This window comes from Nonomuraea sp. bgisy101 (assembly GCF_057708945.1).
Map to the genome: position 1 here is coordinate 1 of NZ_JBYITD010000064.1, position 14533 is coordinate 14533.

Annotated in this window: 16 protein-coding genes and 1 riboswitch; of the genes, 8 read left to right on the forward strand and 8 right to left on the reverse strand. The window is 69.8% G+C overall.

Going from position 1 to position 14533, the window contains the following annotated elements; translation table 11 throughout:
- Positions 1-23 precede the first annotated feature (23 nt).
- From purL to purS, 4 genes are all read right to left on the reverse strand, one after another.
- Entirely contained in the window at positions 24-2270 is a 2247-nt protein-coding gene (purL, locus tag AC3EO4_RS53370) for a phosphoribosylformylglycinamidine synthase subunit PurL (protein ID WP_379572211.1), read from the reverse strand.
- Positions 2267-2950, reverse strand: a complete 684-nt coding sequence (gene purQ / locus AC3EO4_RS53375; RefSeq protein ID WP_379572213.1) for a phosphoribosylformylglycinamidine synthase subunit PurQ — start codon at positions 2948-2950, stop codon at positions 2267-2269. Before purQ ends, purL begins: the two co-directional genes overlap by 4 nt.
- Before the next feature lie 225 nt (positions 2951-3175).
- Positions 3176-3562 (reverse strand): ATP-binding protein, encoded by a 387-nt coding sequence (locus tag AC3EO4_RS53380; RefSeq protein WP_358145192.1) that lies wholly within the window; start codon positions 3560-3562, stop codon positions 3176-3178.
- 222 nt (positions 3563-3784) lie between these two features.
- Positions 3785-4030 (reverse strand): phosphoribosylformylglycinamidine synthase subunit PurS, encoded by a 246-nt coding sequence (gene purS, locus AC3EO4_RS53385; protein WP_379572216.1) that lies wholly within the window; start codon positions 4028-4030, stop codon positions 3785-3787.
- A 544-nt stretch (positions 4031-4574) separates the two neighbouring features.
- On the opposite strand from purS, the gene pdhA reads away from it, so the two are divergent.
- The 4 genes from pdhA (at position 4575) to AC3EO4_RS53405 (ending at position 8518) form a co-directional block, all read left to right on the forward strand.
- The gene (gene pdhA, locus AC3EO4_RS53390) at positions 4575-5666 is read left to right on the forward strand and encodes a pyruvate dehydrogenase (acetyl-transferring) E1 component subunit alpha (RefSeq protein WP_379572217.1); all 1092 of its coding nucleotides are present in this window, start codon (positions 4575-4577) and stop codon (positions 5664-5666) included.
- Positions 5663-6643, forward strand: coding sequence for an alpha-ketoacid dehydrogenase subunit beta (locus AC3EO4_RS53395; RefSeq protein ID WP_431904147.1), 981 nt, complete (start codon positions 5663-5665; stop codon positions 6641-6643). Before pdhA ends, AC3EO4_RS53395 begins: the two co-directional genes overlap by 4 nt.
- 14 nt (positions 6644-6657) lie before the next feature.
- A complete protein-coding gene (locus AC3EO4_RS53400; RefSeq protein ID WP_431904149.1) occupies positions 6658-8157 on the forward strand; it encodes a dihydrolipoamide acetyltransferase family protein in 1500 nt (499 codons plus the stop codon).
- A 64-nt stretch (positions 8158-8221) separates the two neighbouring features.
- Positions 8222-8518, forward strand: a complete 297-nt coding sequence (locus AC3EO4_RS53405; protein WP_358145141.1) for a Dabb family protein — start codon at positions 8222-8224, stop codon at positions 8516-8518.
- Positions 8519-8730: 212 nt separating this feature from the next.
- Here the strand turns inward: AC3EO4_RS53405 and AC3EO4_RS53410 are convergent, their stop codons facing one another.
- The 3 genes from AC3EO4_RS53410 to AC3EO4_RS53420 form a co-directional block, all read right to left on the reverse strand.
- Positions 8731-8955: a DUF6458 family protein gene (locus AC3EO4_RS53410; RefSeq protein ID WP_379572225.1), complete on the reverse strand. Its 225-nt coding sequence runs from the start codon at positions 8953-8955 to the stop codon at positions 8731-8733.
- 66 nt (positions 8956-9021) lie between these two features.
- Entirely contained in the window at positions 9022-9918 is an 897-nt protein-coding gene (locus AC3EO4_RS53415; RefSeq protein WP_379572227.1) for an MBL fold metallo-hydrolase, read from the reverse strand.
- 126 nt (positions 9919-10044) lie between these two features.
- A complete protein-coding gene (locus tag AC3EO4_RS53420) occupies positions 10045-11850 on the reverse strand; it encodes an acyl-CoA dehydrogenase (RefSeq protein ID WP_431904154.1) in 1806 nt (601 codons plus the stop codon).
- Positions 11851-11949: 99 nt separating this feature from the next.
- Here AC3EO4_RS53420 and AC3EO4_RS53425 point away from each other — a divergent pair, with 99 nt between their 5' ends.
- The 4 genes from AC3EO4_RS53425 (at position 11950) to AC3EO4_RS53440 (ending at position 14064) form a co-directional block, all read left to right on the forward strand.
- The gene (locus AC3EO4_RS53425; RefSeq protein WP_431904156.1) at positions 11950-12756 is read left to right on the forward strand and encodes a class I SAM-dependent methyltransferase; all 807 of its coding nucleotides are present in this window, start codon (positions 11950-11952) and stop codon (positions 12754-12756) included.
- Positions 12757-12766: 10 nt separating this feature from the next.
- A riboswitch (guanidine-III (ykkC-III) riboswitch) is annotated at positions 12767-12827 on the forward strand.
- A gap of 20 nt (positions 12828-12847) precedes the next feature.
- Positions 12848-13171 (forward strand): DMT family transporter, encoded by a 324-nt coding sequence (locus AC3EO4_RS53430; RefSeq protein ID WP_379572233.1) that lies wholly within the window; start codon positions 12848-12850, stop codon positions 13169-13171.
- Between the two features lie 42 nt (positions 13172-13213).
- Positions 13214-13600 (forward strand): VOC family protein, encoded by a 387-nt coding sequence (locus tag AC3EO4_RS53435; protein WP_379572235.1) that lies wholly within the window; start codon positions 13214-13216, stop codon positions 13598-13600.
- Positions 13597-14064, forward strand: a complete 468-nt coding sequence (locus AC3EO4_RS53440; protein WP_431904159.1) for an SRPBCC family protein — start codon at positions 13597-13599, stop codon at positions 14062-14064. Before AC3EO4_RS53435 ends, AC3EO4_RS53440 begins: the two co-directional genes overlap by 4 nt.
- Here the strand turns inward: AC3EO4_RS53440 and AC3EO4_RS53445 are convergent.
- Positions 14061-14501, reverse strand: coding sequence for a hypothetical protein (locus tag AC3EO4_RS53445; protein ID WP_431904161.1), 441 nt, complete (start codon positions 14499-14501; stop codon positions 14061-14063). The genes AC3EO4_RS53440 and AC3EO4_RS53445 overlap by 4 nt on opposite strands.
- Positions 14502-14533 lie beyond the last annotated feature (32 nt).

Below are 14533 nucleotides of genomic sequence, written 5' to 3' on the forward strand. Positions count from 1 at the left end.
TACCGGCCCCTGCGGGTGGGACCTCAGCCGAACAGCGCGGGCAGCGTGCCCGTGTGGACCTCGCGCAGCTCGGCGACGGGCACCTCGAAGACGCCCTCCACCACCAGCGCGTCACCGCCGGTCTCGCCGAGCCCGTAGCAGGGCACCTCGAACGACGCGCACAGCGCCGCGAACTCCTCGAAGTGCTCGGCCTTCACCGCGACCAGCGCCCTGGCCGACGACTCGCTGAACAGGTCGACGAACGGGTCGCCGGACAGCGCGACCTTCGCCCCGATCCCGTTGACCATGCACGCCTCGGCCAGCGCGATCGCCAGGCCGCCGTCGGACAGGTCGTGCGAGCCGGCCACCAGGCCCTTGGCGGCCGCCTCGACCATGACGGAGGCCAGGCCCCGCTCGGCCTCCAGGTCGGCCTCCGGCGGCAGGCCGCCGAGGTGGGAGTGGGCGACGTGCGCCCATTCCGAACCGCCGAACTCGTCGCCGGTCTCGCCGAGCAGCGCGACCCGCAGCCCCGCCTCCGTGAACCCGGAACGCACCCGCTTGGCGACGTCGTCGATGACGCCGAGCACGCCGACGACGGGCGTCGGGTGGATGGCCGCCGCCCCCGTCTGGTTATAGAAGGACACGTTGCCGCCGGTCACCGGGACGCCGAGGGCCCTGCAGGCGTCGGCGAGCCCCCGGGTGGCCTCGGCGAACTGCCACATGACCTCGGGGTCCTCGGGCGAGCCGAAGTTGAGGCAGTTGGTGACGGCGAGCGGCCGCGCGCCCGTCACCGCGACGTTCCTGTACGCCTCGGCCAGCGCGAGCTGGGCACCCGCGTAGGGGTCGAGCTTGGCGTAACGCCCGTTGCCGTCGGTCGCGAGCGCGATGCCACGGGTCGTCGGCGTCGCGCCCTCCATGACCTCCGAGATGCGCAGCATGCCGGCGTCGGCCGGCTGGGCCAGCACCGTGTTGGAACGGACGTACCTGTCGTACTGGGAGGTCACCCACTCCTTGGAGGCGAGGTTGGGCGAGCCGAGCAACTGGAGCAGCGTGGCCCGCAGATCCTCGGGCCGCGGCAGCTCGACGACCTCGTTCAGCGCGGCCTGGCCGGCGGGCTCCTGGAAGGGGCGCTCGTAGACGGGCCCCTCGTCGGCGGCGGTGCCCGGCGGGATGTCGACGATGACCGAGCCGTCCCAGGTCATCACGAGCCTGCCGGTGTCGGTGACCTCGCCGATCACGACGGCGGGCACGTCCCACTTCTCGCAGATCGCCATGAACGCCGGGATGTCGGACGGGGCCACCACGGCCATCATCCGCTCCTGCGACTCGCTCATCAGGATCTCCTCGGGCCTGAGCGAGGAGTCGCGGAGCGGGACCAGGTTGAGGTCGACGTGCATGCCGCCGGTGCCCTTGGCGGCCAGTTCGGTGGTGGCGCAGGAGACACCCGCCGCGCCGAGGTCCTGGATGCCGACGACCACGTCGGCGGCGTAGAGCTCCAGGCAGCACTCGATGAGCAACTTCTCCATGAAGGGGTCGCCCACCTGTACGGCGGGCCGCTTCGCCTCGGACTCGTCCTCGAACGTCGCCGAGGCCAGCACGGAAGCGCCGCCGATGCCGTCGGGGCCCGTCGAGGCGCCGAAGAGCACGACCTTGTTGCCGGGGCCCGGCGCGGTGGCCAGCTTGATCTGGTCCTTGCGCAGCAGTCCCACGCAAAGCGCGTTGACCAGCGGGTTGCCGATGTAGCAGGGGTCGAAGACGACCTCGCCGCCGATGTTGGGCAGGCCGAGGCAGTTGCCGTACGACGAGATGCCCTCGACGACACCGGGCAGGACGCGCCGGGTGTCGGCCTGGTCGGCGCCGCCGAAGCGCAGCGCGTCCATGACCGCGATCGGGCGCGCGCCCATCGACATGATGTCGCGCACGATGCCGCCGACGCCGGTGGCCGCGCCCTGGTGCGGTTCGACGTACGACGGGTGGTTGTGCGACTCGATCTTGAACGTGGCGGCCCAGCCGTCACCGATGTCGACGACGCCCGCGTTCTCGCCCATGCCGACCAGCAGCGCCTCGGACTTGGGAGCCTTGGTGGCGAACTGCCGCAGGTGCACCTTGGACGACTTGTACGAGCAGTGCTCGGACCACATGACCGAGTAGATGGCCAGCTCGGAGGAGGTGGGACGGCGGCCGAGGATCCCCCGGACCCTGTCGTACTCGTCCTGCTTCATTCCCAGCTCGGCGAACGGCATCGCCTCGTCGGGCGTGTCGGCGGCCCGCTTCACGGTGTCGAGGTTCATGCGTTCACCAGCTTCTTGAGAATGGAGGTGAAGAAGCCGAGGCCGTCGGTGCTCGGCGCGCCGACCAGGTCCTCGACCGCGTGCTCGGGGTGCGGCATGAGGCCGACGATGTTGCCCGCCTCGTTCGAGATGCCCGCGATGTCGTTGAGCGAGCCGTTCGGGTTGCCGCCGAGGTAGCGGAAGACCACCTGGCCGTTGGACTCCAGCTCCTGGAGCGTCTCGGCCGAGGCGACGTAGCGCCCCTCACCGTGCTTGATCGGCAGCATCAGTTCCTGGCCCGCCGCGAAGTCGGCGGTCCACGCCGTCGAGGCGGACTCGACCTTGATGCGCTGGTCGCGGCAGATGTAGTGCAGGGAGGCGTTGCGGGTCAGCGCGCCGGGCAGCAGGTGCGCCTCGCACAGGATCTGGAAGCCGTTGCAGGTTCCGAGGACCGGCAGTCCGCCGCGGGCCGCGGGGATGAGCTGCTCCATCAGCGGGGCGAAGCGGGAGATCGCGCCGCATCGCAGGTAGTCGCCGTAGGAGAAGCCGCCGGGCAGGAAGACCGCGTCGACCCCCTTCAGATCGTGGTCGCCGTGCCAGAGCGGCACCGCCTCCGCGCCCGCCAGCCGTACGGCACGGGCTGCGTCCTGGTCGTCGAGAGTTCCTGGAAACGTGACAACGCCCACACGGGCAGCGCTCATGACTTTCGTCCCCTCCGGAGGAATGCGCACGCCACGCCACCGTCTCATTGTGTGGACGGCGGTCTGCGGCGGTTCCTCCAGGGTATCGGCTGCCGCCCGGTGCCCTCTCGCGCCCCTGCGAGCGTCCCGCTGGGGGAGCCGTGCGTCCAGCTCAGGGAGGCCGAGCGTCCCGCTACGGGAGTCGTGCGTCCAGCTCGGGGAGGCTGAGCGTCCGGGGCCGGGATCTCAGACCGCGGCCAGCTCGCGGGGGCGGGCGCCTTCCTCGTCGTCCCACGCCAGGTGCTTGCGCAGGTGGACGGTGGTGCCCCGGCCCGGCGTGACGCCGAAGGAGATCTCGTCGACGACCGAGCGCATGATGAGCAGGCCGCGCCCGTTCTCCGTCTCGGGCGGCGGGTAGTGCAGCGGCATCGACGGCAGGCCGCCGCCCGCGTCGGCCACCTTCACGTCGCAGCGGCCGTAGCCGATCGACGCGCTCACTTCGTACCTGTTGGCGGGACCGCCGTGGCGCACCGCGTTGGAGCAGGCCTCAGACACCGCGAGCAGCATGTCGGAGATGCAGCTCTCGCTCACGCTGAGTGAGCGCATCGCGTCACCTAGCACTCGCCTGACCATCGGTATGCCGATCGCATCCCGGGGCAGCGCCAACGAGAACTCAATATCCACCGGACCCCTCCGGGTTCCAGAATCTCACCTGGAGGAGGTTTCCCCGTGAAATCAGGGCTAACCGCAAAATCACGTTGTTGTTATTTAGTGTTGGTAAGCCCGTGGGATTGTGGCATGGCGAAACCCGGCTTTAAGCCGTGATAGGGATTTCCCTGTGTCAAATGTGCTGTTCTACCCCTCGACCCTCACGGTGTACTCCTCGATCACCGTGTTGGCGAGGAGAGTCTCGGCCATCTTTCGGACGTCCGCAAGGGCGGCCTCGTCGGCCTCGCCCGCGAGCTCGAGCTCGAACCGCTTGCCCTGACGAACCTCGGAGACGCCGGAGAAGCCCAGGCGCGGCAGTGCGCGGGCGATGGCCTGCCCCTGCGGGTCGAGGATTTCCGGCTTGAGCATGACGTCGACGATGACGCGCGCCACGGCGCTCCTCCTGAAGGTGAAGTTCGGGTTGCGGCGTTCAGCCTAGTGCCCTGCCCGTGATGAACAGGCCCCGACCCCACCACCCGCCCGCCAGGGCTCGGTCACGTGCCCGGCGTTCCCGGAGGGGGCTCGCTTGAGCCGGCGTGGGCGTCGCGCCCTGCATCCCCTGAAACCCTGGAACCCGAGGATCCCCGTACACGCCTCATGTTCGTGCTCGCCGTTCAGGGGGACGGCCCACCGGAAAGCGCCGTCCCGCCGTACACCCGGGTATACCGGAGGGATACCACTGAGAAGATCCCGGCTTGACCATTCCGTTGGGAAGGTGAACCTCGCCCGGACGGAGGGGTTCCGCCCCTCGAAACGGGAAGGTTCGCAGGCGATCCATCGGGAACGGGGAGGGCATGGGGCTTGCGCGTAGGGCTGTGACCTCTGCCACGATGTCCCCAAACGCGTACGAACCACCACCAGATGGCCCGTACGCCGGAAAGGCCGGGAAAAGCATGGCAATCCCAGCGAACCGGCCCCGACCGCACAGGAGTGGCACGTGACCGTCGACGCCTCTCGTGGTGCAGAAGCACCTCCAGAGCTCGTCCAGTTGCTCACCCCCGAAGGGGAGAGGGTCGAGCACCCCGACTACGACATCGACCTGACGCCCGACGAGGTGAGATCCCTCTACCGCGACCTGGTGCTCGTCCGCCGCGTCGACCTGGAGGCCGTCGCACTGCAGCGCCAGGGAGAGCTGGGCATCTGGGCCTCGCTGCTCGGCCAGGAGGCCGCGCAGATCGGCTCGGGCCGGGCGCTCACCGACGCCGACATGGCCTTCCCCACCTACCGTGAGCACGGCGTCGCCTGGTGTCGCGACGTGGACCCGGTGAAGCTGCTGGGCCTGTTCAGAGGCGTGAACCACGGCGGTTGGGACCCCGCCGAGCACAACTTCCACCTCTACACGATCGTCATCGGCAGCCAGACCCTCCACGCGGTCGGCTACGCCATGGGCATCCAGCGCGACGGCGCCAACGCCGCCACGATCGCCTACTTCGGCGACGGCGCCACCTCCCAGGGCGACGTCAACGAGTCGTTCATCTGGGCCAGCGTGTTCAACGCCCCCATCGTCTTCTTCTGCCAGAACAACCAGTGGGCCATCTCCGAGCCGCTGGAGAAGCAGACGCGCATCCCGCTGTACCGGAGGGCGTCCGGCTTCGGCTTCCCCGGCGTCCGCGTGGACGGCAACGACGTCTTCGCCTGCCTGGCCGTCACCAGGAAGGCGCTGGAGGCCGCGAGGACCGGCCAGGGGCCGACGATGATCGAGGCGTTCACCTACCGGATGGGCGCCCACACCACCACCGACGACCCGACCCGCTACCGGGTGGCGAGCGAGCTGGAGGCGTGGAAGCTGAAGGACCCGATCGAGCGCCTGAAGGCGTACCTGTTCAAGAACGAGCTGGCCGACCAGGAGTTCATCGACTCCATCGAGGCCGAGGCCGAGGACCTGGGCGCCGACCTGCGCAGACGCTGCCTGGAGATGCCCGACCCCAAGCCGCTCGACATCTTCGACCACGTCTACAGGTCGTCCCACGCGCTGATCGACGAGGAGCGCGCCCAGTACGCCGCCTACCTGGAGGGCTTCGAGTCATGACCATGCTGACCCTCTCCAAGGCGATCAACGAGGGCCTGCGCAGGGCCATGGAGGACGACCCGAAGGTCCTCATCATGGGCGAGGACGTCGGCAAGCTCGGCGGCGTCTTCCGCGTCACCGACGGCCTGCAGAAGGACTTCGGCGAGGACCGCGTCATCGACACGCCGCTGGCCGAGTCGGGCATCATCGGCACCGCGATCGGCCTGGCCCTGCGCGGCTACCGGCCGGTCTGCGAGATCCAGTTCGACGGCTTCGTGTTCCCCGCCGCCGACCAGATCATCACGCAGCTCGCCAAGATGCCGCTGCGCTCGCTCGGCGCCATCAAGCTGCCCGTCGTGGTCCGCATCCCGTGCGGAGGCGGTATCGGCGCGGTCGAGCATCACAGCGAGTCGCCCGAGGCGTACTTCACCCACACCGGCGGCCTGCGCGTTGTCGCCTGCAGCAACCCCGCCGACGCGTACGCGATGATCCAGCAGGCCGTCCAGAGCGACGACCCGGTGATCTTCTTCGAGCCCAAGCGCCGCTACTGGGAGAAGGCCGACGTCGACACCACCACCACCGACTGGTGGACGCCCTTCGACCGGGCCTCCGTGGTACGGCAGGGCAGCGACGTCACGCTGCTCGCCTACGGCCCCATGGTCAAGACGTGCCTGGAGGCGGCCGCGGCGGCCCAGGAGGAGGGCCGCTCGATCGAGGTCGTCGACCTGCGCTCGCTCAACCCGCTGGACTTCCCCGCGGTCATGGACTCGGCCCGCAAGACGGGCAGGGTCGTGGTCGTCCACGAGGCGCCCGTCTACAACGGCTTCGGGGCGGAGCTCGCGGCCAGGATCACCGAGTCGTGCTTCTACCACCTGGAGTCGCCGGTGCTGCGTGTCGGCGGCTTCTCGACCCCCTACCCGCCGTCGAAGCTGGAGGAGCACTACCTGCCCGATCTGGACAGGGTCCTCGATGCCGTCGACCGCACCTTCACCTACTGAGAGGGGGACCTCGAATGCGTCGTGAATTCAAGCTCCCCGACGTAGGGGAGGGCCTGACCGAGGCCGAGATCGTCCGCTGGCACGTCAAGCCCGGCGACACCGTCAAGGTCAACCAGATCGTCGTCGAGATCGAGACCGCCAAGTCGATCGTCGAACTGCCGTCCCCGTGGGCGGGCGTCGTCGCCGACCTGCTGGCGGAGGAGGGGCAGACGGTCGACGTCGGTGTGCCGATCATCGCGGTCGACACCGGCGAGGCCCCTGCCGCCGGTACGGCCGCAGCCGCCCCTTCCACAGGCACGGCCGAGCCGGTCGGCCCGCACGAGGAGTCGGCCGAAAGGACCGCGGCGCTGGCCGAGGACCTGGTGCCGCGCCCGCCCGCGGAGGGAGCCGTCGAGCCGGGCGCGCACGGCAGCCCCGCGCCCAAGGAGGAGCGCACGCCCGTCCTGGTCGGCTACGGCGTCAAGACCGGCGCGGCCAAACGCCGCCCCCGCAAGGCCACCCCTTCCGAAGCCGGCACCACCCAGGCGCCGCCCGAGCCGGCCCAGCAGGCACCGGCACCGGCCCAGCCGGCGGTGGCGCCGGTTCAGCAGACGGTGGCGCCGGTCCAGCAGGCGCCGGCGCCCGGCAGAGTGAGCGTGCTCGCCAAGCCGCCGGTCCGCAAGCTGGCCAAGGACCTGGGCGTGGACCTGGCCACCCTGCGGGGCACGGGCCCGCAGGGCTCCATCACCCGTGACGACGTCCACACCGCCGCCCAGGAGCCCGCGCGCCAGGCGGCGGAGCCCGCACGGCAGCGGGCCGCGCTCGCCGCCCAAGACCTGGAGGAACGCATCCCCGTCAAGGGCGTGCGGAAGATGACCGCGCAGGCGATGGTGGCCAGCGCGTTCACCGCTCCACACGTCACCGAGTTCCTGCAGGTGGACGTCACCGAGACGATGGCGGCCGTCCAGCGGCTCAAGCAGCTGCCGGACTTCGCCGAGGTCAGGGTCTCGCCGCTGCTCCTGGTGGCCAAGGCCGTCCTGGTGGCCGCCCGCCGCCACCCGATGATCAACTCCACGTGGGACGAGGCCGCCCAGGAGATCGTGGTCAAGCACTACGTGAACCTCGGCATCGCCGCCGCCACCCCGCGCGGCCTGGTCGTGCCCAACGTCAAGTCCGCCCACGCGCTCGACCTGCCGGAGCTGGCGCGGGCGCTGGGCGAGCTGGCGGAGACGGCCAGGGCGGGCCGTACCCAACCGGCGGAGATGGCGGGCGGCACGATCACGATCACCAACGTGGGCGTGTTCGGCGTCGACACCGGCACCCCGATCCTCAACCCCGGTGAGTCCGCCATCCTCGCCTTCGGGCAGGTCAAGGACGCGCCGTGGGTGGTGGAAGGGCAGCTGGCCGTCAGGAAGGTGACCACGCTCGCCCTGTCGTTCGACCACCGCATCGTCGACGGGGAGCTCGGCTCGCTGTTCCTGCGCGACGTCGGCGCGATGCTGGAGGATCCGCTCCGCATGCTCGCCTGGAGCTGACACCGTCAGCCGGCAGGGGGCGGGCGCCGGAGACCGGCGCCCGCCCCGCTACTAGGCTGATGGCATGATCCGTCACATTGTGCTGCTGACCTGGACCGACGACGCCACCGACGAGCAGAAGGCCGCCGTCGAGAAGGGCCTGGCCGCCCTGCCTGCCGCGATCCCCGAGCTGCGCCGCTACGACCTCGGCAGCGACCTCGGCCTGGCCGCCGCGGGCAACTCCGACTTCGCCATCGTCGCCGAGTTCGACTCGGTCGCCGACTACGAGGTCTACCGCGACCACCCGCAGCACCACGCCGTCATCAACGAGCACATCGTCCCGATCAAGGCGGGCCGCGCCGCCATCCAGTTCGAGCTCTAGGGCCTGGCCGTACAGCGGACGCATCCGGGAGGCGGCACGGGCCGCACGTCGGTCCGGCCCGTCCTCCTGGCGGTCTCGGCGCTCCACGGCAAGCCTTCGGGGGTGAGCCGGCTGCGTCCCGAGCAGCCCGTCCTGGCCATGGCGCGGTACCTGCGCACCTCGGCGCGCCGGTGGCGGCCGATGAGGTTGTCGAGCGGTCCTTCCCGAGATTTTCAGACTTCGGGCGGGTTGTTCTCCCTGTGCATCAGCCTGTCCTCGGAGGTGCGCCCGCGCCGTGGGGCCAGGACGACGCTCAGCACGATGCCCGCACCACCGACGATCATGAAGATGACGCCGATTCTGTCCATGTGGACGGCACTGCCGAAGACGTCGGGTTCGATGGCGAACCGGAGGATGGCGCCGAGCGTGAGGAAGAAGATGCTGACCCCGACACCCATGACGACCTCCGGAGGGTAAAGACCGCGTACGGACACGGTCATACCCTCCTGATGAAGATCACACCCTCAGGCGTGACACGTCAGTGGCCGGCCGCCGTTGAAGGTGATCATGTCGAGGACGGCGGCGGCCAGGTCCACCTCGCCGCCCGTCGCGTCGGCGTAGGCCCTGTGCAGGTTGCCCACGACGCGCTCGCTGTCGGTGAGCGTGCCGTACTCGCCGAGATCGGTCTGCCTGGCCAGCTCCAGCGGCGACAGGCCCGCCGCCATCCCCGCCTCCGCTGTCTCCTGGACGAACCGCAGGTATCCGCGCACCGTGGAGATCGCCGAGGGGCCGCACACGTCACCGTGCCCCGGGACGATCGTCTCCGCGCCGAGCTCCTCCAGTTGGTCGAGCGCCGACAGCGCGCCGGCCACCGAGCCCATCAGCACGAACGGCGTGCCGCCGTTGAACACCAGGTCGCCCGAGAAGAGCACCTTGCGCGAGGGGATCCACACGTAGGAGTCGTTGGTGGTGTGCGCGGCGAACCCGACGTGCCTGACCTCGCAGCGCAGGTCGTCGGAGTAGAGGGTGACGCCGTCGGTGTAGGTGAGGAACGGCGGCACCGGGTCGAGCGTGCCCCACTCGACGTCCGGTGACCAGGCGCCCAGGTAGGTGGGCACCCCGTCGGCGATGATCTGCTCGCGGGTCCGCTCGTGCGCCACGATCGTCGCCTCGGGGAACAGGTGGTTGCCGAAGGTGTGGTCGCCGTGATGGTGGGTGTTGACGAGTGTGGTGATCGGCCGGTCGGAGATCTTGGCGATCGCGTCGCGGTAGGCGCGGGTACGGCGCTCGGTGGAGCAGGCGTCGACGGAGATGACGCCCCTGCGCCCGGCCATGAACCCGGTGTTGTTGATCCACCAGCTCCCGTCGGGCTGGATGTAGGCGTAGACGCCGTCGGAGACCTCTTCGACACGTGGTGACATGCCCGCGACGCTATCCCGCGGCGCGTCCCGCGGCCATGGCCGTCGTGCGCCCCGCGACATGCAGACGGAAGACCGCCCACCAGGACGGGTGGACGGTCTTCCGGACCTGCCGCGGGAGCAGGTGGTCTAGAACGCCTCTTCGGGCAGGTCCATCAGGTCGAGGCCGGTGCTCTCCAGCACCGCCAGCTCGGCCGCGATGCGCGGCAGCACGGTCGTCGCGAAGAACGACGCGCCGGCCACCTTGCCCTGGTAGAAGGCGTCCTCGCCCTCGGCGAGCCTGGTCAGCGCGACCTCCGCCTGGCGCAGCAGCAGCCAGCCGATGATCAGGTCACCCAGCGCCAGCAGGAAGCGCGTGCTGTTGAGCCCGACCTTGTAGATCTCGCGCGGCGACTCCAGCGAGCCGAGCGCCCAGCCCGCCATCGTGTCGCCCATGGCCTTGACCTCGGCGGCGGCCTGGGCGAGCAGCTTGCGCTCCTGCTTGAGCCTGCCGTTGCCCGCCTCGGAGGCGGCGAAGGCGTTGATCTCGGTCAGCAGCGAGCCCACCGCCGCGCCCTGGTTGCGCAGGATCTTGCGGAAGAACAGGTCGAGGCCCTGGATCGCGGTCGTCCCCTCGTACAGGGAGTCGATCTTCGCGTCGCGGATGTACTGCTCGATCGGGTAGTCCTGCAGGTATCCGGAGCCGCCCAGCGTCTGCAGCGAGCGCGAGAGGAGCTCGTAGGAGCGCTCGGAGCCCACTCCCTTGACCACCGGGAGCAGCAGGTCGTTCATCGCCTCGGCGTGCTTGTCACCCGGGTTGATCAGGAGCTCGTCCTGGAAGGTGGCCGTGTAGAGGACCAGGGCCCGCATGCCCTCGGCGTACGACTTCTGCAGCATCAGCTCGCGCCGCACGTCGGGGTGGTGCGTGATGGTCACCCGCGGCGCGGACTTGTCGGCCATCTTGATCAGGTCCGCACCCTGGACGCGGGACTTGGCGTACTCCAGCGCGTTCAGGTAGCCGGTGGACAGGGTGGCGATGGCCTTGGTGCCGACCATCATCCTGGCGTGCTCGATCACCATGAACATCTGCTTGATGCCCTCGTGCACGTCGCCGACGAGGGTGCCGATGGCCGGGTGCTTGTCGCCGAAGGTCAGCTCGCAGGTCGTGGAGACCTTGAGGCCCATCTTCTTCTCGACGTTGGTGACGTAGACGCCGTTGCGCTCGCCGAGCGCGCCGTCGTCCAGGTTCACGTGGTACTTCGGAACCAGGAACATCGACAGGCCCTTGGTGCCCGCGCCCGCGCCCTCGGGCCTGGCCAGCACCAGGTGGAAGATGTTGTCGGCCATGTCGTGTTCGGCGCTGGTGATGAAACGCTTGACGCCCTCGAGGTGCCAGGTGCCGTCGGGCTGCTGGATCGCGCGGGCGCGCCCCGCGCCGACGTCGGAGCCCGCGTCGGGCTCGGTCAGCACCATGGTGGCGCCCCAGTTGTTCTCGATCGCCAGCTCGGCGAACCGCTTCTGGTCGGGGGTGCCGAGCTTCCACAGCGTGTAGGCGAAGTTGGGGCCCGCGGCGTACATGTAGAGGGCGGGGTTGGCGCCGAGCACCATCTCGGCGGTGGACCAGGCCAGCGTCCGGGGGATGCCGGGCCCGCCGAGCTCGGCCGGCAGGTCGAGGTGCGCCCAGCCGCCCTCGACGAGGGCCTTGAAGGACTTCTTCACACCATCGGGTACGGTCACCGTCGAGGTGGCGGGGTCGAAGACCGGCGGCGTGCGGTCACCCTCCTCGAAGGAGTCGGCCAGCACACCCGTGGCGAGCCTGTTGACCTCGTCCAGGATGCTGCGGGCGACGTCCTCGTCCACTTCCGAGAACGGGCCGTTACCGAGGATGTCGCGGCGACCGAAGACCTCGAAGAGGTTGAACTCCAGATCCCGCACGTTGCTCTTGTAGTGGCCCATGGCTGCTCTCTCCTAGAACCGGGGGCGTTAGTACTGGCGAGTAACCTTACTCTGAATGCTACCCGCGGGTAACCTCTGCTAAGCACTTACCCTCGACACATGAATGCCGAGGCGTTGAACGAACGGTGGCGGCAGAACCTGGAGTCGTGGGCCATCCCGCCGGAGATCCTGGCGAAGGCGCCCGTGGACCCGTGGGGGCACTCGCCCGCCCGTTTCGCGGCCAGGACCGACCGTGCGGTGGCCGAACCCGAAGGACCGACCCTGGCAAGGGTGGCCGAGGCGCTGCCGGAGGGTGGGACGCTGCTCGACGTGGGATCGGGGACGGGGGCCGCCTCCCTCCCGCTGGCCGGCAGGCTCGGCGAGCTGGTCGCCGTGGACACCTCGGCCGCGATGCTCGCCGAGTTCACCGTGCGCGCCGACAAGGCGGGCGTCCACGCGACGACGATCGAGGGCAGCTGGCCGCAGGCCGAGGCGAAGGCGGGCAAGGCAGACGTCGTGGTGGCCGCGCACGTGGTCTACAACGTGCCCGATCTGGCCGCCTTCCTGCGCGCCCTCGACTCCCACGCCACCCGCAGAGTCGTCATCGAGCTGCCGCACCGCCATCCCATGAGCTGGATGAGCCCGCTGTGGGAGCACTTCCACGGTGTGCGGCGCCCGGTCAGGCCGATCGCCGAGGACGCGGTGGCCCTGGCCGCCGCGCTCGGCTTCGACGTGCGGGTGGAGGAGCGGGAGGCGCCCATCGAGCGTTTCGCCACGATCGAGGAGCTGGCCGCCAGCGTCTGCCACCGAGCCTGCCTCGATCCCGCACGGGCGCCCGAGGTGGCCGCGACGGCCATGGAGATGGGCATGTGGCCGGTGCCCCGCGACCGGTGGGTCACGCTCTGGTGGAATCAGAACGACGCCTGAGCGGTTGGAGTGAGTGAGCGACCCGCTCCCGGACGAGACGCGCCGTACCCGGACAGCCAAGACGACGCACCCCTACGACAAAGGAGTGCACATGGCTTGGGTCATTCTCGTCGCCGCCGGCCTGCTCGAGGTCGCGATGGCCTACTCGCTCAAGATGAGCGACGGCTTCTCCCAGGTCTGGTGGGCGGTGAGCTTCCTCGTCTTCGCCGTCCTCAGCTTCGGCGCGCTCGCGTTCGCGCTCAAGAGCCTCGAGGTCGGCACCGCCTACGCGGTGTGGACGGGCATCGGCGCCGTCGGCACGGCCACGCTCGGCATGCTGCTCATGGGCGACGACGTCTCCGCCGTCAAGCTGGGCTCGATCGCGTTCATCCTCATCGGAGTCGTCGGCCTCAACCTGGCGGGGGCGGGCCACTAGCGTGGTTTGACGCGTTCACGAATGTGGCGATTGGGTGGGCGCATGATTGAGATCCACGCCGTCACCATCGACGCGGCGGACCCGTACGAGCTGGCCACCTGGTGGAGCAACGCCACCGGCCTGCCGCTGTGGGGGGAGTGCGAGCCCGGAGACACCGAGGTCGCCATCCGTACCCACCAGGATCCGTTCCTGCTGTTCATCCAGGTGCCCGAGGGCAAGACCGTCAAGAACAGGGTCCACCTCGACGTCAACGGCACCGAGGGAAGGACCCGCGACCAGGAGGTCGAGCGTCTGCTCGGCCTCGGGGCGAAGGTCCACGAGGACCACCGCAACCCTGACGGCACCGGCTGGGTCACCATGCACGACCCCGAGGGAAACGAGTTCTGCGTCTGTCGCTCGCAGGCGGAGAAGGACACAATGTCCTCGTGAGTGAGCCCAGCGCCTCAGCGTCCATCGAGATCGACGCCCCGCCCGAGAGGGTCTACGAGCTGGTGACCGATCTGGAGGGCATGGGCGCATGGAACGCCGAGTGCGAGCGCGCCCGCTGGATCGGCGAGGTGCGCTCGGCTCGGCGCGGCGCGAGGTTCCGCGGCAGCAACCGCAACGGGTCCCGCCGCTGGTCGACCGTCTGCACGGTGACCGCGGCCGAGCCTGGCCGCTCCTTCGCCTACCACGTCCGCGCCGGCGGGATGCTCGACATCGCCGTCTGGCGGTTCGACATCACCCCCGGCGAGACGGGCTGCGTCGTGGAGCAGAAGACCTGGGACACCAGGGGGAGGTTCATGCTGGTCGTGGGGCGGCTCGCGACCAACGTCGCCGATCGGGCCGCCCACAACGCCGCCAACATGCGCCGCTCTCTCGAAGGGTTGAAGCGCGTCGCCGAGAGCGGCTAGCGTGCCCTGCCCTTCATGGTGAGCGTCAGAATGCCCGCGATGAGGTACACCAGCGCGCCGCTCCACAGGGAGTCCCACGCGGCGCCGAAGATGCCCTCGCCGTCGAGCACGAGCTGGACGGGGTAGCTCAGCACCGCGGTGATGCCCGCGGGCAGGAGCGCGAACTTCCACGGATGCCGCAGCGACCAGTTGCGCGCCTGCCTGGTGACCCTGTCACCCTCCTCCGGCTTGGCGACCGCGCCGATGGCCGCGATCAGGGCGAACAGGCTGATGCCGAGGCCCAGAGCCCACGACAGGTCGGCCGACCCCGTGATGGCGCCCAAGCCGAAGCTCACGGCGGCCACCGCACCGCCGCCCACGGCGGCGGCCTTCCAAGGGGCGCCACGGAGCGCGGCGCCCGACAACGACAGTTCTTCGCGTCGAGAGAGCTCGTTCATGTATCCAGAGTGCCTTTCGGCACCCCTTGTCC

What these genes read in the sequence shown, in the direction of transcription:
- purL (WP_379572211.1), bottom strand. Translation starts at nt 2,270, where the DNA reads ATGAACCTCGACACCGTGAAGCGGGCCGCCGACACGCCCGACGAGGCG.
- purQ (WP_379572213.1), bottom strand. Translation starts at nt 2,950, where the DNA reads ATGAGCGCTGCCCGTGTGGGCGTTGTCACGTTTCCAGGAACTCTCGAC.
- AC3EO4_RS53380 (WP_358145192.1), bottom strand. Translation starts at nt 3,562, where the DNA reads ATGGTCAGGCGAGTGCTAGGTGACGCGATGCGCTCACTCAGCGTGAGC.
- AC3EO4_RS53395 (WP_431904147.1), top strand. Translation starts at nt 5,663, where the DNA reads ATGACCATGCTGACCCTCTCCAAGGCGATCAACGAGGGCCTGCGCAGG.
- AC3EO4_RS53400 (WP_431904149.1), top strand. Translation starts at nt 6,658, where the DNA reads ATGCGTCGTGAATTCAAGCTCCCCGACGTAGGGGAGGGCCTGACCGAG.
- AC3EO4_RS53405 (WP_358145141.1), top strand. Translation starts at nt 8,222, where the DNA reads ATGATCCGTCACATTGTGCTGCTGACCTGGACCGACGACGCCACCGAC.
- AC3EO4_RS53410 (WP_379572225.1), bottom strand. Translation starts at nt 8,955, where the DNA reads ATGGGTGTCGGGGTCAGCATCTTCTTCCTCACGCTCGGCGCCATCCTC.
- AC3EO4_RS53415 (WP_379572227.1), bottom strand. Translation starts at nt 9,918, where the DNA reads ATGTCACCACGTGTCGAAGAGGTCTCCGACGGCGTCTACGCCTACATC.
- AC3EO4_RS53420 (WP_431904154.1), bottom strand. Translation starts at nt 11,850, where the DNA reads ATGGGCCACTACAAGAGCAACGTGCGGGATCTGGAGTTCAACCTCTTC.
- AC3EO4_RS53425 (WP_431904156.1), top strand. Translation starts at nt 11,950, where the DNA reads ATGAATGCCGAGGCGTTGAACGAACGGTGGCGGCAGAACCTGGAGTCG.
- AC3EO4_RS53430 (WP_379572233.1), top strand. Translation starts at nt 12,848, where the DNA reads ATGGCTTGGGTCATTCTCGTCGCCGCCGGCCTGCTCGAGGTCGCGATG.
- AC3EO4_RS53435 (WP_379572235.1), top strand. Translation starts at nt 13,214, where the DNA reads ATGATTGAGATCCACGCCGTCACCATCGACGCGGCGGACCCGTACGAG.
- AC3EO4_RS53445 (WP_431904161.1), bottom strand. Translation starts at nt 14,501, where the DNA reads ATGAACGAGCTCTCTCGACGCGAAGAACTGTCGTTGTCGGGCGCCGCG.